A 25,503-nucleotide genomic window follows, 5' to 3' on the forward strand; every position below is an offset into this window, starting at 1 on the left:
TTAATCTCTGTTTTGTTTATACCACTCACCGAATGATTGTTTTGGCGCGGCCGGCATATCCCGCTGTTTAAACCAGGGGTTAAGGCTGTTGCTTACTGCAAATGGTGCATATTTTATGGTGAACCGCCCTGCCTTACCGGCCAATTTATACAAGGTTGGCGAGGATAATGTACCGGCCATAACCTGCATAGCGGCCTTTTTTGCTGCGGGAACATAACCTTCTTTCACCAATACCTGCCGCCATTTATACAACTGCTCGTGAATATCTATCTTGACCGGGCAAACGTTTGAGCAGGAGCCGCAAAGAGTTGAGGCAAAGGGCAGGTCGGCGTATTGCTTCATATCCAGGTTGGGTGCCAGGATGGAGCCAATAGGACCAGCGATAGCCGTATGGTAACTATGCCCACCGCTACGGCGATAAACCGGGCAGGTATTCATACAGGCGGCACAGCGGATGCACTTTAACGAATTCCTAAAATCTTGCCGGCCTAACTGTACTGTACGCCCGTTGTCTACCAATATGATATGCATCTTTTTGCCTGCGCGGGGCTTTTTGAAATGGCTGCTGTAGGTGGTAATGGGCTGCCCGGTTGCGCTGCGGGTAAGCAGGCGAAGAAATACCCCAAGGTGCTTCCGTTCCGGTATCAACTTTTCTATGCCCATGCTGGCAATATGAACATCGGCCAGGTGAGCGCCCATATCGGCGTTGCCTTCATTGGTACAAACTACAAACTCGCCGGTTTCTGCCACGGCAAAGTTTACGCCTGTAAGGGCAACTTTACGGGTCAGGAAAATCTCGCGCAGATGCTGCCGTGCCGCCTCCGTTAAAAACTGCGGATCGGAAATACCCGCGTCGATCCCTAAGTGTTTGTGGAATATCTCGCCAATCTCTTCCTTCTTTTTGTGGATACAGGGCAGCACGATATGGCTTGGCGGTTCTTCTGCCAATTGTACGATGCGTTCGCCCAGGTCGGAGTCTATTACCTCGATACCGTGTTTAGCCAGATATTCGTTGAGGCCGCATTCCTCGGTAAGCATCGACTTACTTTTAACCATCCGCACTACATTCGCTTCATTGATCAGCCGGTGAACTATAGCGTTATGCTCTGCAGCGTCTGCCGCCCAATGCACCTCGATGCCGTTGGCTACCGCATTCTTTTCAAACTGCAGCAGGTAGTTGTTCAAATTAGACAGTACGTTATTTTTGATCTGCGAGGCAGCCTCCCGCAGGCTTTCCCACTCGGGTATCTTATGAGCTGCCTTGTCGCGCTTTTCGCGAATGAACCAAAGTGTCTCATCATGCCAGTTCACCCTATCCTCATCGCGGTTAAAGTCGTCTGCAAGTTCTGCGTGGTCTTTTCCTGCTTGCTTTATCATATCAACCTGCGTTTAAAATTTCGGCAATGTGAATTACTTTTACTTTACTGCCCTGCCGTTTCAAAATCCCTTCCATGTGCATCAGGCATGACATATCCACTCCCGTGATATATTCTGCACCATGATCTAAATGATCGGCAACACGGTCTTTTCCCATTTTAGCGGATATCGCCTCTTCCGTTACACAAAATGTACCGCCAAAGCCACAACACTCATCTTTCCGGCCTAAATTGATCAGATCGATACCGTTAACTAACTTCAGCAAACTCTCGGGTTTCGAATAGGCAGGTTCTACCAGTTCTGTCATCGAACTGATATGCAAACCGCGCTGCCCGTGGCAGCTTTGATGTATCCCAACCCGGTGCGGAAAGTTTGCCTGCAGAGTTTTCACTTTCAATATGTCTGTTAAAAATGAGGTAAGCTCATAAATCTTACCGCTGATCGCCTTTGCCGTTTCCGGGCTGTTATCATCGTGCAAATGATCACGGATGTGCAGTACGCAACTCCCGGATGGAGCAACAATGTAATCGAAATCTTTAAAATTCTCTATAAATAACGAATTACAACCACTTGTTAAATGCTCAAACCCCGAATTAGCCATAGGCTGACCGCAACAGGTTTGCCGGGTTGGATAAACTACCGTTACACCCAATTTTTCGAGCAGTTGTAAGCTGGCAATAGCCGCCCCCGGGTAAAACTGATCAACGTAACAAGGTATAAAAAGTCCTACTGTCATATTTTGATTGCCTCGTTGGCCGAATAATATTTTAGTTCGATGATATCACTTGGTACAGGTTTGCTGTTCCAATCTTTATGGATACTTAATGCGGCACCCACTGCCGAGGCTTGCGCCATTGAGGCAGCAAAAACTTCCATACCAGAGAATGCCGCAGCAAGTAAATGCATATAAATGCTGTTCTTGCTAAAGCCGCCATCTACAAAGATCCGCTTAACAGGGGTATCGCCCAATAGCAGACGTGTAGATGCCACCTGCAAGTTAACCAGATCAAGTATCAATTGGTGATAAGCTTGTACGTCATTCTTAAATGTCGCTAAATCCGTCTTTGCAAATATAGATTGTTTGGCAAACTCTTCTTTATTTTGTTGCCTGTGCGTGGCATTTAGTTTGGTTATAACGTCCGGTTGGAATGGTAAATTCCTGAATTTTATCGCGTCCTGATTAAAATGTGCTGCAATCCTTTTGGTTTGCTGTTCATGCTCCAACCCCGAAAATAAGCGGGATGCCTTAACAGGCTTACCCTTATACTGCATATAAAACAAGCAGTCTTTATCCAGTTCATCTGCCGTTAATGGCGATTGATTGAACGGGTTTAAGCTGATACACCAGGTGCCTGTAGAGATCAGGACAAAGGGCTCGCTAAAATTTACTAAATAAGGTATTAACGCGGCCGAACTATCGTGCAAACCTATGCCTACCTTATAACTATTACCGGGGAACAAAGCAGGCAAGGCTTTATCTGCCGCAAAGATCGGGGCGAGTTTTAAAGCCATTCCCTCGCGCTGGATCCACTCGTGGTAACGCTCATTCTTAAAATCCCACATGGCAGTATGGCAACCGATGCTGGTCAGATCTGAACAGCACTGCCCCGAAAGCAGGTAGCTCAAATATTGTGGTAAGTGCAGGGCGTATTTTACGCGTTTATAAAGCTCGGGCTGTTCGTGCTTTAAACGATATAATTGCAAGCCGGAATTCAAACTCCCTAATATGGGCGATGCTGTTTCGGTGCTAAATTTTAATTCGCCGCCGTACTTGGTATAGAAATCATCACTTAGCTTTTGCGGGTAAGGCTTTAAATAATTATAAAGCGGTGCTACCGGCTGGCCCGACTCATCCAGATATACGAGGCTTGCGCCATAGGCAGAAAAATTTACCGCTTTTACCTTAAACTCCTTTAACCTAAACACTTCACTAAGCGAATCGAACACCGATAAGCGCAGGCTTTGCAGGTTTTCGCAAGCAAAGCCGTCTTCATCAACGGTTTCTGTAAAGCGGGCGGTACGCTCAAATACAATGCGGTAGTCCTGGTCAAATAAAAAAAGCTTTTTATTGGTCTTACCTACATCAAAAACGGCTATCACAGGTACGGCGTTCATCATACTACAGGCCGGTGGCAACTGTTTTTAAACCGCGTTCGCTGATCAGGTGTTCCCTTATCTTTAACTTTCGGTATGCGCCCACCGGGTCTAACGCCCCCCCATTGCTCAGGCTCGCTTCGGCCACTAACGGCCTTACATCCGTGCGGTATGCCTGTTGTAGTATCTCTTGCGCTAAAGCTACATCATTGTTATATTGCGCGGCTTTTAATGCTGTTTTATCAATAATCAACGCCTGCGCGTAAGCTATTTTGATAGCCTGGACAGATTGCAGCAAATCCTCGATCGGGTCTTTTACATTGTGCGATGCATCTATCATCCAGCCTAAACCAGTGGCGTGATCCATCCCCCGGGCATCCATACCCTCCACCAGTTCATTAAAGATCAGAAACAATTGATAAGGATTGATACTACCAACGGTAAGGTCGTCATCACCGTATTTAGAGTCGTTAAAATGGAACCCGGCCAGTTTATTTTCCATGAGTAATAACGACACGATCTGCTCGATATTGGTGCCCTGTAAGTGGTGCCCAAGGTCGACCAGGGTAGCTGCCTTCGGTCCTAATTTAGAAGCCAGCAGGTATGATTGCCCCCAATCGCCGATGGTAGTTGAGTAAAAATTAGGCTCGTAAGGTTTGTATTCCACCCAAACCTTCCAGTCATCGGGCAGGGCCGCATAAATTTCCTGCAGGCTTTCGAGCGTGTTTTGAAACGCATTGCGAAAGTTAAGCTGACCTGGAAAATTCGACCCGTCTGAAAGCCATACCGACAAAGCCTTTGAATTGAGCTGAATACCGTATTTGATCACTTCGATATTATGTTCGATAGCCTGCTTGCGCACCGCTTTATCCGTATGGTGCAGCGACCCAAATTTGTAGCTGTGCTTTTGCCCGCTTTGATCCTGAAAGGTATTGGAGTTAACCGCATCAAAATGCAAACCGTACTGCGCGGCTAACTCTTTAACAGCGGCTGCATTCTCCGGGATATCCCAGGGAATGTGCAACGAGATGGAGTTGCTTGATTGGTTTAAGGCATGTATTACGCCTACATCTTCTATCTTCTCTTCGAGGCTGCGCGGCTCTCCCCCACCGGAGAAACGGCCAAAGCGCGTACCACCGGTGCCTAACGCCCAGCTTGGGATAGCAATGTTAAATGAGCTTAACTTTTTTAAAACTGCTTCAACATCTGCAATATCTTCGGCCACGCTTTCAAATTGGCGCTGGTGTTTACTTATGCCGGTATTGTTAACCTCATCTATTTTATAATTCTCTACTTGCATCCCGGTTATAATTTAGTTGAGCCGGTGGTGAGCCGGCTTTAAATTCGATTTAATTTATCTCACAAAACCTGCGGCAACGCCACCATCAACATTGATGACATTACCTGTTGATTTGCTTAACAACCCACCCGTTAATGCAAAACAAGCATTGGCAATATCGACAGGTAATATTACCTGGTTCAATAAAGTACGTTTGGCGTAGTAAGCCGGCAATTCTTCTACCGTAACGCCGTACGCTTTGGCCCGGCCTTCAGCCCAACCGCCGGCCCATATGTTGCTGTCGCTTATTACCGCGTCGGGGTTAATTACATTTACCCTGATCTGATCGGCACCCAACTCGGCTGCATTTAGCCTACTCAGGTGCAACTGAGCGGCTTTTGCACTCCCGTAACCGGCGTTGTTAGGCCCGCTTACCAGCGCATTTTTGCTCACTATATTAATGATATCGCCACCGATGGCTTGTTGTTTCATTACAGCAACAGCGGCTTGGGTTACGAAGAACTGGCCTTTTACTAAAACGTCATAAAGTAAGTCCCAGTCTTTTTCCGTATGGTCGCCGATGGTTTTGGAGATAGACAGGCCCGCGTTGTTCACGATCAGGTCGACGCCGCCAAAAGCCAGTATCGCAGTAGCCATAGCTTGTTTGATCTGTTCTTCATTAGTCACATCAAGTGTGGCTGTTGCACAAACGTCTTTACCATATTGCTTCACAAATTCGTCATAAGCACCGGATAAACGTTCCTGGTTCATATCGTTCAGGATCACTACCGCGCCTTCCTCCACAAATTTTTTGGAGATGGCTTTGCCGATACCTCCGGCACTGCCTGTTACTAAAGCGATCCGGCCCGATAAGGCTTTAGGCTTGGGCATGCGTTGCAACTTGGCTTCTTCCAGCAACCAATACTCTATATCAAAGGCTTCCTGGCGGGGCAGTGAGGTATATTCGGATATGGCCTCTGCACCCTTCATCACATTAATGGCATTGGTGTAAAACTCGGCCGCTACCCTGGCCGTTTGTTTATCCTTCGCGAAGGTGAACATACCCACGCCCGGGTAGAGTATTACCACCGGATTAGCGTCGCGGATACCAGGGCTATTTGGATGTTTACAGGTGTTGTAATAATCCTCATACATTTTGCGGTAGGCTTCAAAAGCAGGGGTCAATTTTTCTTTTATGGCGGCAACGTCCGACAGGTCGTCGCCCGGCTTTAACGCCAAAACCAACGGACTGATCTTGGTACGTAAAAAGTGATCGGGGCAACTGGTACCCATTGGTGCCAAACGCTCCAGATCGTTGGAGTTGATGTACTCCAAAACGCGTGCATCATCCGTAAAATGCCCGATCATCTGTGTTTTTGACGAGCAGAAGCCGCGCAGGATAGGCGCCAGTGCTACCGCCTGCCTTTTACGGTCTGCATCGGGCAGGCTCTCTATCTTTCTACCGCCAAATACGCTTCCGTTTTTGGCATAGTTTTCTTCCAGATATTCCGCACACTTTTCAATTACTTCCAGTGTGTTGATGTAGCTTTCATAAGCGGTATCGCCCCAGGTAAACAACCCGTGCGACCCAAGCATTATTCCCCGGATGCCGGGGTTACTATCCAGACATTCCTTCAGTTGCAAGCCCAGGTCGAAACCGGGGCGCTGCCAGTCTACCCAGCCAACGGTACCTTCAAATAACTCTTCTGTGATTTTCTTTCCGTCCTTGGCAGCGGCTATAGCTATGGCCGCATCAGGGTGCAGGTGATCTATATGCTTAAAAGGTAAAAAGCCGTGTAACGGGGTATCTATCGATGGTGCCTTAGAGTTGAGGTCGAAGATACTGTGATTGAATAATTCAACCATTTCGTCCTCAAATTCGATACCGCGGTAAACGTTTTTCAGGCTTCTTAAACGGTCGACATACAATGCGGCCAACCCGCTTTTTTTCAACGTGCCAATGTCGCCGCCCGATCCTTTGATCCACATTACCTCTACCTCTTTACCCGTAAGCGGGTCTTTGTCCGTTACTTTGCAGGAGGTATTACCGCCACCGTAATTAGTCAGGCGCAGATCGGCACCCAAAAGGTTAGACCTGTATATTAACAAGGCTACTTCATCACCGGCCAATTCGGCCGCACGGGCATCATCCCATAAGTAACTCACATGCTTAAATTCTTTTGTATTTGCAGACATATATTTCTATTGTGTTCTTTTAATTTGTTCTTATCTCTAACGTTGCGAATGTAATTACCGGATATAATTTAACCGTTATGTACTGTGTTGATTGATAAAGTAATTCAGGGTTTGATGGAATTGCCATACCCAACTATCAATACAGATAGGATGATGGTGACTATACCCAATATAACGGCAGTGAGGGCTTTTTTGCTCACCCCTTTCCATTCCTTTAATATCAGGCCCCAGGCATTGGCTATCAGTATGATGAATGCCATATGCAGGATCCAAGAACTGGGCCCATTACCTAAACGGCTCTCACCCATCCCGTAAAAAAAGAACTGCAGGAACCAGGTAATCCCGGCCAGGGCCGAAAACAGGTAGTTTGCCTTCAGCGGCGTTTTGTTGTTGGTATAGTCGCCAAAGGTTTTATTACGGGCGTTTAAGATCATACACCAGATGAAGTTAGTGGTTAAACCTCCCCAAAGTAATACCACGTAAGTAACATTATTTTGAAACAGGAACTCGCCGTTGCCGGGGTGCAACGCCTTCCAGGCAGTATTAGCTTCGTTAGCCATTATTTTACCGGCATCAATACCAAAGGCAAAACAGGCGCTCAACACACCCGATACGATGGCTACAAAGATCCCTATGCCGAATTTGTACTCACTATTATTAATGGCCACCTCTTTATCCTTAGATAGTTCGCGCTCTTTTAAAACGCCTGCATAGCCGCAAATGATAATACCCAACACGCAAACGGCAATACCTAACAGCACCATTTGCCCCCAGTGGGCCGTTAATAACATAGTGATGGAGTCTTTACCTGGCGTGGGTACAAAATCATAATATATTGACGGTATGAGCGCACCGAATACCGAGCATAGACCTAATATGATCGAACTGCCCAAAGCTACGCCCAGGTAACGCACGCCTAACCCGTAGGTAAGGCCGCCGATGCCCCAAAGCACGCCAAAGAAATAGGTAAGCGATAAAATTTGCCCGCTGGTGTGTTTGATGATTTCGGCAAAACCGGGGATGGTTAACCAAGCGGCCAGTGGCGGAACAATCAACCAGGAAAAAATGCCGCCCACTATCCAGAAGCTTTCCCAGGCCCAGCCTTTAACTTTTTTATAAGGTATATAAAAACTACCGGACGCGAAACCACCGATAAAATGGAATATGATCCCAAAAATTGCTTGCATGAAAATTAGGTTAATTGGTAAATAACACGGCTAAGCTAATTAACTCAAATTTTATAACTGTTATGTACTGTTATGATATTACCGATGATACATCTAAAATCATGATCGGGATAATCGTGCAGGAGATTCCTATTCTTAAAATTTGTTTTATTTTCTTCAAAAGATTAATAATTAATCACAGCGAACAATTCGACAGTATTACGGGTTGGTAGTAAAACAAACATCATTCTACTTATGAAATTCATTCAATCAAAAAATCAGGACGGTACAGAAGTGAACCTATATTATGAAGACCTCGGGACGGGCACGCCTGTGGTATTAATACATGGCTGGCCGTTGGATCACCAGATGTGGGATTACCAAACCGCCGCATTAACGGATGCCGGTTACCGCGTTATTGCTTACGACCGCAGGGGCTTCGGTAAATCAGACAAACCTTTAACAGGTTATGATTACGATACACTTGCCGATGATCTGAAAGCTTTATTCGATCAGTTGCAGTTAGAAAACGCCGTATTGGTAGGTTTCTCTATGGGTGGTGGCGAAGTGGTTAAATATTTCAGCCGCCATGGTGGTAAGGGCGTAGCCAAAGCAATTTTAGTGAGTTCCATTGCTCCGTATATGTTGCAGACAGATGATAACCCAGATGGTGTACCACAAGAGGCGATTGACGAGATAGGCGCAAATATCCAAGCAGAAAGAGCTGCTTTTTTAGGCGATTTCGGTAAGCAGTTTTACGGCGTCGGCTTGTTGAGCAACCCGGTAAGCGCACAGCAATTAACCTGGGATTTGACCGTTGCCATGCAAGCTACGCTGAAATCTACTTTAGCTTGTGCCGTATCTTTTTCGAGCACAGACTTACGCGAAGATATCAAAGCGATCAACGTACCTACGCTGGTGATCCATGGCGATAATGACGAAACCGTACCCATCAAAGCAACCGGCGAACAAGCTGCACAGCTAATTCCGGGTGCTGAGTTTATTGTTTACGAAGGCGAACCGCATGGTTTGTTCCTTACGGCAAAAGACAGGCTGAACGGTGACCTGATCAATTTTATAGGCTAATAGTTATTCCGAAATGCAATCGGCTTTTTTAGCCATTATAACAAGATAAATGCTATCAATAAATAACAGAGGCCGCAAATGCGGCCTTTGTTATTACTACTTTATAACTATTCCTCCTCCACTTCTCCGGGGAGCTCAAACCAAAAGGTAGTGCCTTCGCCGGGGTTGGTTTCAAAGCCAATCTTACCACCATTTTGCTCAACCATATCTTTACACAATATCAACCCCAGGTGGTTGCCCTTTTCGCCATGCGTGCCGGCGCTGATGGTGCTGTCTAAACTAAACAAGCGTTCGCTTTCGGCTTTGCTGATGCCGGGGCCATTATCACTGATAGATACGATCACCAACTTATCGTTAACCTGCGCATTAAAAATAATAGCATCGCCGGGGTGGCAAAACTTAATACTGTTTGATAGCAGGTTGCGGACCACCAGGTTAATCATATCAGGGTCGGCATGGGTAACCACCCGGGCATCTGCCAAACTGCTCACTTGCAGTTTCTTTTCCCCTATCTGTGTAGCAAACAACTCGATATTCTCTACTATGCTTTCGCTAATGTTGAAATTAACCGGGCTAACCTTCATGCCATCCAGCTGATTTTTCGACCACTCCAGCAGGTTATCCAAAAAAGTACCTGTATTTATAATAGTTTCTTCGAGCCTGTTAAGCAGCGGGCCCAATTCCTGCTCGTCAATTTCGCCCTCCCGGTAAACCGCAAGCAAGGTTTGTAGGGTGCTAAGCGGGCTGCGCAGATCATGTGATATGATGGAGAAAAATTTATTCTTTACGTCGTTCAACCGTTCCAGTTCCGCATTTTGCTTCGTTGTCAGCTCCATTTGCGCGTTCATCTCCTCATTCAGCAATTCCAGCTCGTCATTGATAGCCCCAATTTCGTCAGAGTGTTGGGTTATCGCCCTGTTGGTTTCCTGTTTGGCCATGTTGCGCCGGTAAAGCACAGCCAAAAACAACAGGGCCGATATCAGTACCAATAGTGTTACAATAATAACCGTACTATACCGGTTTATTTTATCCAGGTAAGTGCTGTTCAGTTCGGTTATATTCTGGTTGTTCTTTTCCAGGCTGGCGTTCTCGCCACGGATACGGTTTATCTCTATCAGCGACAGGTCTTTCAACTGCTGCTCCTCGCGGATGCTATCTTTTGTTAATACATATTGGGTTTGATAATCCAGCGCATTCTTCAGGTCGCCCTTACCCTTATAAGCTTCCACCAGGTTACCAATGGTTTCATAAGCCATCCCTTTTGATTTGATTGCCCGGCTTATCTTCAATGCTAAATTAGAATAACCTATAGCCGTATCGTAATCTTTTTCGGCATTGTAAGTAACCGCCATTGAATTCAACACATTTGCCTCCAGGTACTTATCGTCCAGTTTACGTACTTTAACCAGTGCCGAGTCGAGGTTGGTTATTGCCTGGTTATATTGTTTAAGCTGGGTGTAGGTACGGCCCAGCCCCATTCTTGCAAGGCCTGCACCGTTCAAATCCCCCAAACGTTCATGAATGGTTAAGCTACGGTTGTAATATTCAAGTGCCTTTTCATTTTGCTTAAGCGCCCGGTAACAATTAGCAACCGAATATAGGGCGTTGCCCATACCGGTTTCATTTTTCATTTTTGTATAACCAGCCAGCGATTGCTCAAAATAGCTTTGCGCGATGGCAAACTTATCCAGGTCGAAATATACACCACCTATATTATTGTATAACTGAACCTGGCCCAGTTCGTAATTGATGTTTTTATAGATCGTCAGTGCTTCAAAGTACTTGCTGATCTGCTCTTTATCGTCATCGAGCCTACCGTATGCAAAACCCATATTGGCCAGGGCGCGGCCTGTTTCCATAGCGGCACCATGCTTTTTAGCGTGATTATAAGCCAGGTTAAAATAAAACAGGGCGCTGTCAATTTTACTGCGGATGCCGTAAGAGATGCCCATTTGAATATACGCATCGGCAACATTGGCCTGCTTGTTTAGCTTAACGGCAAGCGTTTTGTAAACGTTAGAATAATAAAACTTTTTAACAGGGTCTACACTTGAGTAAGCCATGCCAAGATCTTTAAGCAGGTTTAGCCGGGTAGTATCGGGGATCTTCTTTTCGAGCTTTTGCTGTATCTCGGTAACCCTGGTTAATTGTGCAAAACAAGGGTTAAAAGCAAAAAGCAATAGTAACCAATAGCACCTTACAGGTAATTTTATGCCGGTGAGTTTGAGCAACATTGGCGGTGTTTTATATTATTGTAGATTAGGTTTTAGTAATAAGCAAATACAACTTAAGGCTGCAATAGCCAAGCGTAAATATAGTTAAATGTTGCAACTGCAATTATTGCAAGTAAAAGTTATTTATAAAATTTAGCTATTTTACGTTTAAAAATATTTTGGGTTGCGCAGATATTACCCGCCTATAATTATATTTACCTGATGAAAAAACTATTGCTCGCTCTTATAATTTCTGCTGCCTTTACAGTAAAGGCTTCTGCCCAAACTTTTAATGCCGATGATTTTAAAGCCAACCTGGGCAAATCAAAAACCCTGTGCGACGAGGTTTCATCCATAAAGATTTTTAGCGATACGCTAACCCTTATTAACATGGGCGGGGCATACCCAAACCAAAAATATACCATCGCGGTAAAGGGCACCAAAATAACGCTGGACTGGGCTAACTTAAAAGGTAAAAAACTTTGTGTTAGCGGTGTTTTTGAAATGCATAAAGGTCGGCCCGAAATTGTAGCTGCCGAGCCGGCGCAGATCCAGTTCCCCTGATTATTGGCATTAGCTGTATTGAAAGCTCCTCTTTCGAGGAGTACAACACACTATCAACATTGATATCGTATTTCCAGTTGTTTATAAAGGCGATAGTTTTTCTGCGTAAAACTTAACCAAAGGTTACCACCGCATATTTAAACACAAAAGTTGTTAAGCGATGGTTAAAATGAATTTTTTGTGAAATTTTTGGTTGCGTAATAAAATTATAATCTCAAAAAATCTCTATCTTAAACCCGGTTTTATAACGCAGTAAAGGCATAATTAACAGGCTGCGACTAATTCCGGCCTTATTACTATAAGCTTAATGGATAGCCTTACTAAGAATTTTTACACCCCAGAAGAAGCAGCGGAAGCATTTTTATATCCGCTGTTTCCTGCTACCGGTAAGGCCGCCGGCAATTTATCTGCTTTAATCACCGATGATCAGCTTAGCTCTGTTGCTGAAGGCATGCCGGGCGAACTTTGCTTTAACGATAATAACGTTCTCAACGCTCAGCAATTGCTGCGAACCGGCCAGCTGTGCCGCAAGTTACAAGGCGATGATATCCAACATTTAGGCACGATGAGTGCCACCGAAGGCCGGCAGATCTTAAATGATTTCAATGATACGAAGGCTAACTATCCAAAAGATAAAAGCATTACCGAACTTTTTGAACAACAGGCCGCCCAAACGCCTGATGCGGTTGCTGTCGTGTTTGAACAAACAGAGCTTACCTACAGTGAACTGAACGCACGGGCTAACCAGTTGGCGCATTACCTGCAGCAAAAAGGTATTACTGCTGACACGCTGGTTCCCTTATGCATTGGCCGCTCATTAGAACTAATGGTGGCCATTTTAGGGATTTTAAAGGCCGGCGGTGCCTATGTGCCTATCGACCCGTTATACCCCGAAGAGCGCATCAGCTATATGCTTGATGATACGTCTGCAAATGTCGTAGTGAGCAGTGCAGCCAACATAGCCAGGTTTGCCAATTCGGCAGCTACAATTATCGATTTTGATAATGACCGCGATCTGATAGGCAAACAGCCCGTCAACAATTTAGAAACCCGCCCCGCTCCTGCCGATCTGGCCTATATCATTTACACTTCCGGATCTACCGGCAGGCCAAAAGGCGTAATGGTTACGCACCGTAACGTAGTGAGTTTGATGGACGCGATGGGTTACTTATCGCTTACCGAAAAAGATGTATTGCTGGTTACCGGTTCGGTATCTTTTGATGCTACAACCTTCGAATATTGGTGCACATTACTAAACGGAGGCAAACTAATATTTTGCCCGGAAAAAGATTTGCTGGATAGCGTTGCGGTGCAAAACCTGATCGCCACAAATCAGGTAACCACCATGTGGTTTACATCAAGCTGGTTTAACCAACTAACCGATAGCAGCCCCGAGGTTTTCTCCCGATTAACTGCAGCCCTTGTTGGCGGTGAAAAACTTTCCGAAAAACATATCGGCATTATCCGCAATAAATATCCAAACCTTAAACTCGTTAACGGTTACGGGCCTACAGAAAATACGACTTTCTCGTTGAATTACGAGATCAATGATACTGAACTACGTAATCCCATCCCTATTGGCAAGCCATTGGCAAACCGGGGTGCTTATATACTTAATGCCGATTACCTGCTATGCCCTATTGGCACAGTCGGCGAAATATACCTGAGCGGCGACGGCATTGCCCGCGGCTACCTGAATAAACCGGATCTGACCGCAGAAAAATTTGTAGTCGACCCCTTTAGTGACCAACCCGGCGAAAAGCTTTATCGCACCGGCGACCTGGGTAAATGGCTGCCCGATGGTAATATCGAATACATAGGCCGTACGGATGACCAGGTGAAGGTGCGCGGTTACCGGATTGAATTGGGCGAGATCGAGAGCGTGCTGCTGCAAAGCGGCCTGGTAAAACAGGGCGCCGTGTTAGCCCGCGACGATAGCCAGAAAATGAAACGCCTTATTGGTTACATGGTACTGAATGACGGTGCCAGTAAACAACAGGTGCAGGACTACATGCAGCAAAAACTGCCTGATTACATGGTGCCCGCTTTATGGGTAGCGCTTAACCAGATGCCTTTAACAAGCAATGGCAAAACAGACCGCCATGCCCTACCCGATCCGGACCATAACGATATGGCCGATGGTGCCTATGTAGCGCATCGCAATAAAACAGAAGAGGTGCTGGCCGCCATATGGCAGCAATTGCTGGCCATTGAACGCGTTGGCGTAAACGATAACTTTTTTAAAATGGGCGGCAATTCATTGCTTGCCTTAAAAACAGTCACCGAATTAAAAACTCAGAATTACACTCTGCCAATTACCAAACTGTACCAGTACCCAACCATAGCGGGCATTGCCGGGTTTTTAGATGGCAGCTTAAATACAAAGAATAAATCTTTAGTGCCAAAGTCAGCAGTGAAGGCCAACAGCGGCGATATCGCCGTGATAGGTATGGCAGGCCGTTTCCCGGGTGCTAATACCGTTGATGAACTTTGGCAGGTATTGGTCGAAGGGCGCGAAACCACCAAATTTTTTACCGATGCCGAACTTGATCCCGCTATCCCACCCAACATCAGATATGCGCCCAACTACGTAAGGGCCCGGGGGATAATTGATCAGGCCGATGAGTTTGACCCGATGTTCTTCGGCATCAACCCAAAGGCAGCCGAGCTGATGGACCCGCAACAGCGGATCTTTTTAGAAATAGCCTGGGAAGTACTGGAAAGCACAGGCCATTTACCGTCTCGTTACGATGGCTCTGTTGGCGTTTTTGCCGGCACAGGGGCCAATACTTATTTCATCAACAATGTCATCTCCAACAAGCAACTCATCAGCAATGTAGGCAGTCTGTTGGTAACTACGCTGAATGAGAAAGACTATGTGGCATCGCGTACCGCGTATGAGCTCGATTTAAAAGGCCCTGCGGTAAGCGTGCATTCCGCCTGTTCAACTTCGCTTTTAGCCATTGCCGAAGCGGTGGCCAGTTTGCGTAACGGGCAATGTAATGTGGCAATTGCGGGAGGCTCGGCGATAACTTCGCCAATCAACAGCGGCCATTTATATCAGGAAGGCACCATGCTGAGTGTCGACGGGCATTGCCGCTCGTTCGATGCCGGGTCTGACGGTACCGTGTTCAGCGATGGTGCAGGTGTTGTTTTATTGAAGACTTTAGGAGAAGCGATACACGACGGCGACACCATATATTCGGTAATTAAAGGCGTTGGCGTTAACAATGATGGCGGCGACAAAGGCAGCTTTACCGCGCCAAACGCCGGCGGGCAGGCGGGCGCTATTGCTATGGCTATCCAGAACTCGGGGGTATCCCCTGCTGATATTAGTTATATAGAAGCCCACGGTACCGCCACCAAATTAGGCGACCCGATAGAAATGGAAGGCCTCACTATGGCCTTTGGCCCACAAGAAAAAAACCAATATTGCGCTATCGGTTCCATCAAAAGTAATATGGGCCATTTAACGGCAGCGGCAGGTGTAGCAGGCTTTATCAAAACCACGCTTGCCGTCTATTATCAAAAGATCCCTGCATCATTGTTTTACGAAAACACTAACCCAAATATCGACTTTAAAAACAGTCCGTTTTACGTAAACACTGCGCTTGTAAATTGGGAATCTACCAAACGCATTGCGGGTGTAAGTTCCTTTGGTGTGGGCGGCACCAATGTTCACGTGGTGCTGGAAGAATATCCGAGGGAAGAAAAAGTCAGCTCACCGGGCCGCGATCAGCAGTTATTCACCTGGTCGGCTAAAACCGAAAATAGCGTTAGTGCCTATCGCGGTAAACTGGCCGCTTATGCAGCCGATTATAATAGCGCCACCTTAGCCGATGTTGCCTATACTTTGCAAACCACCCGTAAAGATTTTGCCAACCGCAGCTTTGCCGTTGCCGGGAGCAAAGAGGAATTGATAACCAAACTCCAGGCAAAGCCCGACGCTGCATCATCAAAAAAAATTAGCGGCAAAGTGCCTGATATTGCCTTTATGTTCCCCGGGCAGGGGGCGCAGTATCTGAATATGGGCCGCGAACTTTACGAGGGCGAACCCGTGTTTAAAGCTGCGGTAGACAAATGCGTGGTTTTATTAAAGGGCACCGATCAGGAGAACATCCTTGAGATAATATTTAACGATAGCTCGGATGAAGTCGCAAGCGAAGCCTTAAAAAATACTTTGTACACCCAGCCTGCATTATTCATCATCAGCTATGCGATGGCTAAATTATGGATAAGCTGGGGCGTGCAGCCCGCAGTATTCACCGGGCACAGTATCGGCGAATTTGTGGCGGGATATTTTGCAGGCATCTTTACCCTGCCCGATGCCATTAAACTGATAGCGACCCGTGCTAAAATGGTGAGCGAAACACCACCCGGCAGTATGCTATCTGTACGTTTGGCTGAAAATGAATTGAAAGCCATAATGCCCGATACGCTTTCTATAGCCGTAGTAAATGGCAGCGTTGCAGCTGTAGTTGCCGGTACGGATGACGAGGTAAATAAATTTGCTGATATACTAACCGATAAGGGCATTGCCAACCGGGTATTGCAAACCAGCCATGCCTTCCACTCGGCTATGATGGACCCAATTGTGGCCCCGTTTGAGGAGGTGGTTAAAACCACTACCCTGAATAAACCGGTCAGGCCCATCATATCTACCATAACCGGTAAATGGATGAGCGAGGCAGAGGCTACCGACCCGGCTTATTGGGCAAACCACCTCCGCAATACCGTACGCTTTGCCGATATGGCATCGTTGCTGATCGATGAAAACTTTTTAGCTTTAGAAGTTGGCCCCGGCAAAGTGCTGGCTACACTGGTAAAGCAGCAGGCAGGTAATAAAACGGTTACCTCTATACCCGGTATAGAAACTTCAAAAGACAGCACTACCTATGGCTCTGTTTTAAAAGCCTTAGGCATGCTTTGGATAAACGGTATAGACCCGGACTGGAAAGCCTTTTACGCGGGTCAGCAGCGTCTGCGGGTAAACGTGCCCACTTATGCTTATGACCGTAAACGCTACTGGGTTGACCCCGTAGCCCCCATAAATGTACTTGCCCCCCCTTTTGAAGCCCCTACAGAAACACTAATTGATTATCCACAAGAAATACCACCCATTATGGCGAACAGAAAAGCTGCACTGATAGAGAAGCTTAAAGAGGTTTTTGAAGTAGCATCAGGCATTGATATTGATAGCACCAACACCAGCTTTGTAGAAATCGGGTTTGACTCACTGTTGCTTACCCAGATAGCAACCAACCTGAAAAAAGAATTTAATGTGCCTATCACCTTCAGGAAACTGTTTGAGGAACATAACACGCTTGACCTGCTTGCCAATTACCTGGATGAGGTTTTACCGGCCGATAAATATCAGCAAGTCGCTGCACCATTATCGGCACCGGCCAGCCAAAATGGCCAGGCTCAACCTGTTTATCAGCAGCCAAGCTATCAGCAACCTGTTTACCAACAGCCTGTTTATCAGCAACCCATCTATCAAAATGGCCAGCCGACCGTTTACACGGATGGCGGCAACCCCGCCTTAAATATGATAGCACAGCAATTGCAATTGCTGGCCAGCCAGGTAGCAACTTTACAGGGTAGTGGTATGCCTGTAAGGCAGGTGCAGGTTACTTTACCGCCACCACCTATGCAGGCACCAGTTGTTACTACAGAAAAGCTAACCGCTCCGGTCGCCCCGGCCTCGTTACAGCCCGACCTAACGCCCGAGGAACAAATAGAAATCAAGAAACCTTTTGGCGCAACAGCCAAAATAGACAAACATATTACCGGCTTAAATAAAAAACAACAGGCCTTTTTAAATCAGCTGATTATTGATTTTAGCGAGAAAACAAAAACCAGTAAAGCGCAAACCCAGCAGCACCGACCCTACATGGCAGACCCGCGGGTGGTGAGCGGCTTTAAGCCATTAACTAAAGAGATTGTTTACCCCATAGTAGTGAAACGTTCTAAAGGCAGCCGTTTATGGGACGTAGACGATAACGAATACATTGACGCCTTAAATGGTTTCGGTTCCAACATGCTGGGCTATCAGCCGGATGTATTGAAAAACGCCATTGCCGAGCAGCTTGAAAAAGGGTATGAGATTGGCCCGCAACATGAACTTGCCGGCGAAGTTTGTAAAATGCTTTGCGATTTTACGGGCTTTGATCGCGCCGCGCTTTGCAGCACAGGGTCGGAGGCTATATTGGGTGCCATGCGTATCGCGCGTACCGTTACCGGACGCTCTATCATCGTAGCCTTTAGCGGGTCTTACCATGGTATTATTGACGAGGTAATTGTACGTGGTACCAAAAAACTGCGTACCGTGCCTGCAGCCCCCGGCATCATGCCCGAGAATGTGCAGAACATGTTGATACTCGATTACGGCACCGACGAATCTTTACGCATTATTGAAGAGCGTAAAGACGAAATAGCCGCCGTATTGGTAGAGGTGGTACAAAGCCGCCGCCCCGAATTCCTGCCGCTGGAATTTTTAAAGAAATTAAGAGAGATCACTACGGAATCAAACACTGCGTTAATATTTGACGAGGTGATCACTGGCTTCCGTATGCACCCGGGCGGTATCCAGGCCATTACCGGTATCCGTGCCGATCTGGGCACCTATGGTAAAGTTATCGGTGGTGGTTTGCCGGTAGGTGCTATCATCGGCAAAAAAGAGTACATGGACGCGCTTGACGGCGGCACCTGGCAGTTTGGCGACGACTCCAGTCCGGATGCGGGCGTTACCTATTTTGCAGGCACCTTTGTACGCCACCCTTTAGCATTAGCGGCGGTAAAGGCCTCATTAATGCACATGAAAGAGCGCGGCCCTGCCTTGCAGCAAGGCTTAACGGATAAGACCACCCGTTTAGCTGCCGCCTTGAACGAGATCCTCCTGAAACATAAAACGCCGATGTACGTAGCTAATTTCGGCTCGTTATGGAAGGTTAAGTATCATGAGGAATTCCCTTATAGTGAACTGATCTTTACTAACCTGCGTTTGCGCGGGCTGCATATTATGGATGGGTTCCCCTGCTTTATTACGGATGCGCACACCGATGCGGACGTTGATTTTATTATAGCCCGGTTTGAAGAGGTGATTGCAGAAATGATCGAGACCGAATTCATCCCTATTTACGATACCGATACGGATAAACCTGTAGCCGCGACTTCTGCCCCCAATGATATGGGCGAGCCGCCGGTACCGGGGGCAAAACTTGGCCGCGATAAAGAGGGCAACCCTGGTTGGTTCATTAGTGATGATAAAAATCCCGGCAAATACTTACAGGTTAAACAAAAAGCGATTTAGTTTTGGATAGCAATAGTTTAAATTACGAGTTAAGCTCCGTCGAATTCGATCCGTTTGCAGGTCCGGGGATTAGTTTGGTTGCCCCGGCCACCGAATCGCAGGTAGAGATCTGGACGTCGTGCCTTATTGGCGGCAGCGATGCAAACTGTGCTTATAATGAATCGGTATCGTTACAACTTAACGGGCCTTTTGATAAGCCTGCTATGCTGAAGGCTTTGCAGGCCTTAAGTGACCGGCATGAGGCCTTACGGTCGGTTTTCAGTGCCGATGGTAAGCAAATTTGCGTGTACCATAACCCGGAGATCAGCATCGGTTACCATGACCTGACGGCGTATAATGCTGATCAGAATAAACTGTTCATCAAAAACTTTGCCCGCCAAAACGCCATCACACCTATGGACCTGGTGAATGGCCCGCTATTTAAAACGTCGATCTTAAAATTAAGCGGGCAAGAGCATTACGTTACGCTGCTGGCCCACCATATTGTTTGCGACGGCTGGTCGATAGGTGTAATGCTGCAAGATCTGAGCAAACTTTACACGGCATATGCCATCGGTACGCAACCCATCCTGCCCCCTGCCCCGGCCTTTAGTGAGTATGCCTTAGAAGAAAGTAAACTGTCCGAAGAAGCAGAATATAAAGCTGCCGAAGCTTACTGGTTAAACAGTTTTAAAGGCAGCAACCATTTACTGAACGTACCGGTAGATAACCCGAGGCCGGCCTTGCGTAACTTTAAAAGCCAGCGTGCCGATTTTGGATTGGATGCCCCGTTTGTTGACGAGATTAAAAAAATGGGCCGCAAGGCAGGCGCCAGCTTTGTTACTACGCTGATGACGGCCTTCGAGATCTTTCTGCAGCAAATTACGGGACAGGAAGAGATCATTATTGGCCTGCCTGCCGCAGGGCAATCGGCTATGGGCAACTATGGCCTGGTTGGGCATTGCGTAAATTTACTAGCCTTACGCAGCCAGCCCGATGGCGAAAAGCCATTTATAGATTACCTAAAAGTTCGCAAGAGCCAGGTGCTCGATGCTTATGATAATCAGCAATATACATTTGGTACGTTACTTAAAAACCTGAACATCCCCAGGGATGCCTCTAGGTTGCCCTTAGTGCCGGTCGTTTTTAATATAGATATAGGGATGGATGAGGGTGTAAGCTTCAAGGGCTTACAGCACCAATACATTAACAACGCGCGCGAGTACGAAACTTTCGAGATCTTCCTGAATATTACCGATAATAAAGGACCCTTAACGCTTGAATGGTCGTACAACAGCCAACTATTTGAGGCGGCCACCATTGCCCGGATGATGGGCGAGTTTAAACACTTGCTGCATGAACTGGTAAAAGCGCCCGAAACACTGATTGGCAAATTACCGTTAATGCACTCGGCAGAACTTTTTGAGAAATTAAAAACCTGGAATAATACAAAAGCTGATTATCCGAAAGGTAAGCCACTGCACCAGATCATCAGCGAAGTTGCAGGGAAAAATCCGGGTAGCATTGCCATTAAATTCCATCAGGATGAACTTACATATAAACAACTGAATGAAAAGGCAAACCAACTTGCCGCCTTGCTCATCAGTAGTGGTGTTAAGCCGGGCGACAAAGTGGGTATTTCTTTAGACCGATATGCCGAGTTAGTTGTGGCTTTACTGGCGATCATCAAATCGGGGGCGGTTTATATCCCGCTCGATCCTGCTTTTCCGCTAAACCGTATCAATTATATGCTGGCCGATTCGGCCGCTGTGGTGCTGTTAACATCACAAAAATATAAGGGCCAGTATCAGTCTAATGCTAAAGAAATCCTGTTGGAGGATGTACTGCCAACTTTAGATCAGTACCCCGTTACCGACCCCGAGGTAAGCGTTTCGGGCGATGATCTGATTTATATCCTCTACACCTCCGGCTCTACCGGGATGCCTAAGGGTGTTCAAATAGCGCATTATAACGTAGTCAACTTTTTGTACAGCATGCAAAAAGAACCGGGGATGACCGCCGCCGATAAGCTTTTGGCAGTAACTACCATCAGTTTTGATATAGCCGGGCTGGAGTTGTTTTTACCGCTGATAACCGGCGCGCAAATAGTCATAGCCGACCCGGCACAGGCTAAAGATGGTTACGCCCTGCTGGATATCATCAAACAGGAAAACATTACCGTAATGCAGGCGACGCCGTATACCTGGCGAATTATGCTGGAGTCGGGCTGGGAACAGGAGCGGATAAAGGTGATATGCGGTGGCGAGGCGTTGCCGATGGACCTGGCTACCCGGATACTTGGCAGGGCTTCATCATTATGGAATGTTTACGGCCCTACCGAAACTACCATCTGGTCTACTTTAAAGGAGATTAAAGCCGGGGATAAAAGTATTAGCATTGGTAAACCTATAGCCAACACCGGTGTGTATGTATTGGACAAGTTTATGAACCCGATGGCTCCCGGTGCAGCAGGCGAACTTTACATTAGCGGCGACGGCGTGGGTAAAGGCTACTTAAATCAACCCGATCTAACTAAAGAAAAGTTTGTAATAGACATATTTGGCAACCAGCCTAATGCTAAAATGTACCGCACCGGCGATTTGGCTACCTTTACCCCTAACGGCGAACTCAATTATATCTCGCGGATAGATGCTCAGGTGAAAATTCGCGGTTACCGGATTGAAACCGGCGAAATTGAGTTTAACCTGGCCAAAGACCCTGATATAAAACAGGTTGTAGTATTAGCCCGTCCGGATAGTAACGGCGTAGATAAGTTGGTAGCTTACATTGCTTTAACCGACGATACCAAAGGCCACGACTTTAACGAGTGCATTAATTTTTGGCGGAACTTGTTACGGGGCAGCGTGCCCGACTACATGGTGCCTGACAACTTTATCCAGGTTTTTGAGATGCCGCTTACCCCCAATGGTAAGGTTGATAAAAAAGCACTTGCTCAAACCGGCGCGATCCCTACTGAAAGTGTTAACCAGTACACTGCACCGCGTACCGATGTGGAAACCATGGTGGCCGATATTTGGAAAAAGCACCTGGGTATCGACAAAATTGGTATTTACGACAACTTTTTTGAGTTGGGCGGCCACTCGCTCATTGCTGTGAAGGTGATGGCCAATATTGAAAAAGAAACCGGCAGGCGTTTACCGCTGGCTATACTTTTTGAGAATTCTACTATCGAAAAGCTGTCGCTTACCCTGCAAATGGATGGTAAATCGGTAACTTGGGATTCCTTAGTGCCTATTAAGCCTAAAGGCAGTAAAACGCCTATCTATATTGTTCATGGGGCCGGTTTAAATGTGTTGTTATTTAACACGCTGGCCATGCACATGGACCCCGACCAGCCTGTTTATGGCATGCAGGCAAAAGGGTTGAACGGTGTTGATGAACCGCTTAACCGGATCGAAGATATTGCAGCGCACTACATCTCGTCGATAAGGGTGCAAAACCCAAATGGCCCCTATGCACTGGCCGGGTTCTCATTTGGTGGTATCATAGCCTTTGAAATGGCCCGCCAGATGGAAGCTTTAAACCTGGAGGTGCAGATGCTGGCCATGTTTGATACTTACGCTTACCGTACGCCGTTTTATGATTCGCCATTGGTGCAGTATTACAAACGCGGTATGTATGTAGCCCGGCGTTTATGGTATTCGCTTACGTTTAAAGAGGGTTTCCAAAAAACTATCGAACGCCGCGGCAGATCTTTACAACGGATAGCCACCCGCATATTATGGAAATTAAAGGCTGGCAAACAGGAAGATGAACAGATTGGCTTTTTTGGCTACTCGAATAAGATTGACGAGATGAACGATATTGCCCAGATGCACTACCGCATCCAGCCTTATAATATAGAGGTAGAACTTTTCAGGGCAGAGACGCATTCCTTTTACCTGGATGATTTCGAATACATGGGCTGGAAACCTTACGCGCTAAAAGGTGTAAACGTTCATCGCATACCGGGCGAGCATAACTCGATATTTAAGGCACCTAACGATAAGATCTTCGCGGAGATACTACAGGAACGGCTGAATGCGATGGCCAATAAAAAATCCAGGTAGTGACCGGTAAGGTTTATAATACTTTTTTAGGCGACGTGCTATGGCAGGTTGCCCACCCTGTTACACCGCCCCTTACTGAAAACGAAGTACACGTCTGGCAGATCCGCATTGGCGAAAATCTGGAACTGTTGCACAATTTTTCCGCTCTGCTCAATCAATCGGAAAAACAGAGGGGTAGCAAGTACCTGCAACAATGCGACCGCGACCGGTTTGTAATAAGCCGTGGGGCGCAGCGGGTTATCCTGGCCAAATACCTAAACACAGATGCTGCACGGATGGAGTTTGCCCTGGGCGAAAACAAAAAACCTTACATCGCTACGCCAGCCGGCAGCCAATTACAGTTTAATGTTTCCCACTCCGGTGATTGGATCCTGATAGCAGTATCTCAACTACATGTGGGTTCCGATCTTGAATATGTCGACGCTGAGTTCCACTTTGACGATATCTTGCCCGAGCATTTTAGCAGTGAAGAAATATCGTACATCAACGAACGGGATAAAACAAAACGTTTTTACCAATTGTGGACTCGTAAAGAGGCGTTATTAAAAGCAACGGGGCAAGGTTTAGGTGAGCACTTACAGATGACACCGGCTTTAGATGGCGTACATGGTATCCACCCTTCACTTGTAGGAAATAACGCCGACTGGGTAACCCAAACCTTCAACTTGGCAGATAATTATATTGGTAGCATCACAGTTGAAGGTAATGCCGCCCGGTTACAATTTTGGAGGATCGATTTTAGTGGGATTATCTTTTACTAAAGAAATCAGCGTATCCTGCGGCATGGGTGTAATATTTTTGATCTGCTTTAAAAAAACACTTGTTTTTGCCCAACGCTCGGGGTGGTCTGTTAGTATTAGCTTAGCCGTATCTGCATGGTTAAAATAATTAACGATGTTGTTTTTTAAATCCGGGGTGATGTTTTTGTAATTCTGTTTATTTAGCTTTTCTAATAATTTAGAATAGGTATTGTCCGCCAGCGGATACTCGCCTAAATGGGTTGGCTTACCGGTATCAAAGTCAATATCAGGTAATTGAAAGCCCGGTTGCCCAACATCTGCAAGAGCGGCTTGGTAGTTTTGTGATATGGCTATAAATCCTTGTGCAAATAGCTTTAAACCCTCATTGCCCGGCGATACAAATTTCAGATTCTTAAGCGGGCCAACTTTAGGCAGTATGCTAATTAAAAAAACGGCAGCGCGGGCAAAGAATTTTGACTGCTTGTGTTCTTTGCCAAACTCCAGATTGTATGAACGCTTACTTAAGCGATACTTAAACTTTTTTGCCGTCATACCAGGGTGCAGTTTTTCTATTTCGCTTTGATTTGATTTATAGGCCGATTTGGTTAACAGGGGGAATAAATTACGTACCCCCCAGCGCATGGTGTTGATATCGCCATTGATATTTGAAAATATCGAGCCCAATTGTAACCCATAGGTTTCATAAAAAGCCCGTTCCAAAACCGGTACAGATATATTAAAACCAATAAAATCATGATACCCTTCTGATGTATAATTGCCCTGGCCAATTTGCAAAACATCATAGGTGAACTCCATGCGGCTGTGCGAACTGTGGTCGTCGTTATAGGTAACTACATTGCCGAACTTTTTCTTTAACTCGGGGTAGATGATCGGCACATTTAAGTTCGTAGACATGGAATGGCCGTATTTATCGGCCATATAGTGCGACATAGCACCCAACGCAAAAGCATATTCGTTTAAATTACTTGCATCCTTTATAAGGGCCTCTACAAAATCTCCACTACGAACGTAGTGCACCAAATCGGTAAAAATGGCGTTGCCAAAAGGCATGTAACCCATATCTGCTACAATACTGCCGCCATAAGCAAAAGAATGTGCCAGCAGCAGGTCCTCACGCGTAGCATCCGGATATTTTTGTTTGAGTAAAGGGATGGTTACCTGTTTCCAGGAAGCATCTATAATAGCCTCGTGCGCTAATATTGAATAGGCGTTTGATGTAAGGCCTGCAAATAAAAATAAAGTTGTAAGAACTATAGATCTGAAAATATAATTAACGCTCGTTTGCATCGAATTCTGTAGAAATTTAGGATATAACCTAATGATAAAGTTAAAGTTTGAAATTACATAAACACCTTTAAAAATGTTACGAAAAAGCTACATTAAATAGCAAAGCCTCCCGGGTTTCG

General features: G+C 46.3%; 13 protein-coding genes. 5 read left to right on the forward strand and 8 right to left on the reverse strand.

Annotated features, from left to right (window positions below; genetic code table 11):
• The 6 genes from IDJ76_RS14760 to rhaT form a co-directional block, all read right to left on the reverse strand.
• Entirely contained in the window at nt 1-1,377 is a 1,377-nt protein-coding gene (locus tag IDJ76_RS14760) for a lactate utilization protein B (RefSeq protein WP_224746343.1), read from the reverse strand.
• A 1-nt stretch (nt 1,378) separates the two neighbouring features.
• Nucleotides 1,379-2,113: a (Fe-S)-binding protein gene (locus IDJ76_RS14765; protein ID WP_191164118.1), complete on the reverse strand. Its 735-nt coding sequence runs from the start codon at nt 2,111-2,113 to the stop codon at nt 1,379-1,381.
• Nucleotides 2,110-3,495, reverse strand: coding sequence for an FGGY-family carbohydrate kinase (locus IDJ76_RS14770; protein ID WP_317173971.1), 1,386 nt, complete (start codon nt 3,493-3,495; stop codon nt 2,110-2,112). Before IDJ76_RS14770 ends, IDJ76_RS14765 begins: the two co-directional genes overlap by 4 nt.
• Before the next feature lies 1 nt (nt 3,496).
• Nucleotides 3,497-4,771 (reverse strand): TIM barrel protein, encoded by a 1,275-nt coding sequence (locus tag IDJ76_RS14775; protein ID WP_191164119.1) that lies wholly within the window; start codon nt 4,769-4,771, stop codon nt 3,497-3,499.
• A 54-nt stretch (nt 4,772-4,825) separates the two neighbouring features.
• Nucleotides 4,826-6,946 (reverse strand): bifunctional aldolase/short-chain dehydrogenase, encoded by a 2,121-nt coding sequence (locus tag IDJ76_RS14780; protein ID WP_191164120.1) that lies wholly within the window; start codon nt 6,944-6,946, stop codon nt 4,826-4,828.
• Between the two features lie 104 nt (nt 6,947-7,050).
• Nucleotides 7,051-8,133, reverse strand: coding sequence for an L-rhamnose/proton symporter RhaT (rhaT, locus tag IDJ76_RS14785; protein ID WP_191164121.1), 1,083 nt, complete (start codon nt 8,131-8,133; stop codon nt 7,051-7,053).
• A 234-nt stretch (nt 8,134-8,367) separates the two neighbouring features.
• Between rhaT and IDJ76_RS14790 the strand changes: the two genes are divergently transcribed.
• Nucleotides 8,368-9,198 (forward strand): alpha/beta fold hydrolase, encoded by an 831-nt coding sequence (locus IDJ76_RS14790; protein ID WP_191164122.1) that lies wholly within the window; start codon nt 8,368-8,370, stop codon nt 9,196-9,198.
• A 107-nt stretch (nt 9,199-9,305) separates the two neighbouring features.
• Here the strand turns inward: IDJ76_RS14790 and IDJ76_RS14795 are convergent, their stop codons facing one another.
• Entirely contained in the window at nt 9,306-11,432 is a 2,127-nt protein-coding gene (locus tag IDJ76_RS14795) for a tetratricopeptide repeat-containing sensor histidine kinase (protein WP_191164123.1), read from the reverse strand.
• A gap of 201 nt (nt 11,433-11,633) precedes the next feature.
• Between IDJ76_RS14795 and IDJ76_RS14800 the strand changes: the two genes are divergently transcribed.
• From IDJ76_RS14800 to IDJ76_RS21160, 4 genes are all read left to right on the forward strand, one after another.
• On the forward strand, nt 11,634-11,975 hold the full coding sequence (locus IDJ76_RS14800) for a hypothetical protein (protein ID WP_191164124.1): 342 nt from the start codon (nt 11,634-11,636) through the stop codon (nt 11,973-11,975).
• A gap of 307 nt (nt 11,976-12,282) precedes the next feature.
• Nucleotides 12,283-19,287, forward strand: a complete 7,005-nt coding sequence (locus IDJ76_RS14805; protein ID WP_224746344.1) for a polyketide synthase — start codon at nt 12,283-12,285, stop codon at nt 19,285-19,287.
• Between the two features lie 2 nt (nt 19,288-19,289).
• A complete protein-coding gene (locus IDJ76_RS14810; protein WP_191164125.1) occupies nt 19,290-23,336 on the forward strand; it encodes a non-ribosomal peptide synthetase in 4,047 nt (1,348 codons plus the stop codon).
• On the forward strand, nt 23,336-24,097 hold the full coding sequence (locus tag IDJ76_RS21160; protein ID WP_191164126.1) for a 4'-phosphopantetheinyl transferase family protein: 762 nt from the start codon (nt 23,336-23,338) through the stop codon (nt 24,095-24,097). The genes IDJ76_RS14810 and IDJ76_RS21160 overlap by 1 nt, the downstream gene beginning before the upstream one ends.
• On the opposite strand, the gene IDJ76_RS14820 is transcribed toward IDJ76_RS21160, so the two are convergent.
• Nucleotides 24,053-25,384: a zinc dependent phospholipase C family protein gene (locus IDJ76_RS14820; RefSeq protein WP_191164127.1), complete on the reverse strand. Its 1,332-nt coding sequence runs from the start codon at nt 25,382-25,384 to the stop codon at nt 24,053-24,055. The genes IDJ76_RS21160 and IDJ76_RS14820 overlap by 45 nt on opposite strands.
• Nucleotides 25,385-25,503: the final 119 nt, after the last annotated feature.

This window comes from Mucilaginibacter glaciei (assembly GCF_014773245.1).
Lineage (GTDB): Bacteria > Bacteroidota > Bacteroidia > Sphingobacteriales > Sphingobacteriaceae > Mucilaginibacter > Mucilaginibacter glaciei.

Coding starts and splice junctions, on each gene's coding strand:
- IDJ76_RS14795 (WP_191164123.1), bottom strand. CDS start 11,432: ATGTTGCTCAAACTCACCGGCATAAAATTACCTGTAAGGTGCTATTGG.
- rhaT (WP_191164121.1), bottom strand. CDS start 8,133: ATGCAAGCAATTTTTGGGATCATATTCCATTTTATCGGTGGTTTCGCG.
- IDJ76_RS14800 (WP_191164124.1), top strand. CDS start 11,634: ATGAAAAAACTATTGCTCGCTCTTATAATTTCTGCTGCCTTTACAGTA.
- IDJ76_RS14790 (WP_191164122.1), top strand. CDS start 8,368: ATGAAATTCATTCAATCAAAAAATCAGGACGGTACAGAAGTGAACCTA.
- IDJ76_RS14775 (WP_191164119.1), bottom strand. CDS start 4,771: ATGCAAGTAGAGAATTATAAAATAGATGAGGTTAACAATACCGGCATA.
- IDJ76_RS14760 (WP_224746343.1), bottom strand. CDS start 1,377: ATGATAAAGCAAGCAGGAAAAGACCACGCAGAACTTGCAGACGACTTT.
- IDJ76_RS14820 (WP_191164127.1), bottom strand. CDS start 25,384: ATGCAAACGAGCGTTAATTATATTTTCAGATCTATAGTTCTTACAACT.
- IDJ76_RS14765 (WP_191164118.1), bottom strand. CDS start 2,113: ATGACAGTAGGACTTTTTATACCTTGTTACGTTGATCAGTTTTACCCG.
- IDJ76_RS14805 (WP_224746344.1), top strand. CDS start 12,283: ATGGATAGCCTTACTAAGAATTTTTACACCCCAGAAGAAGCAGCGGAA.
- IDJ76_RS14770 (WP_317173971.1), bottom strand. CDS start 3,495: ATGATGAACGCCGTACCTGTGATAGCCGTTTTTGATGTAGGTAAGACC.
- IDJ76_RS14780 (WP_191164120.1), bottom strand. CDS start 6,946: ATGTCTGCAAATACAAAAGAATTTAAGCATGTGAGTTACTTATGGGAT.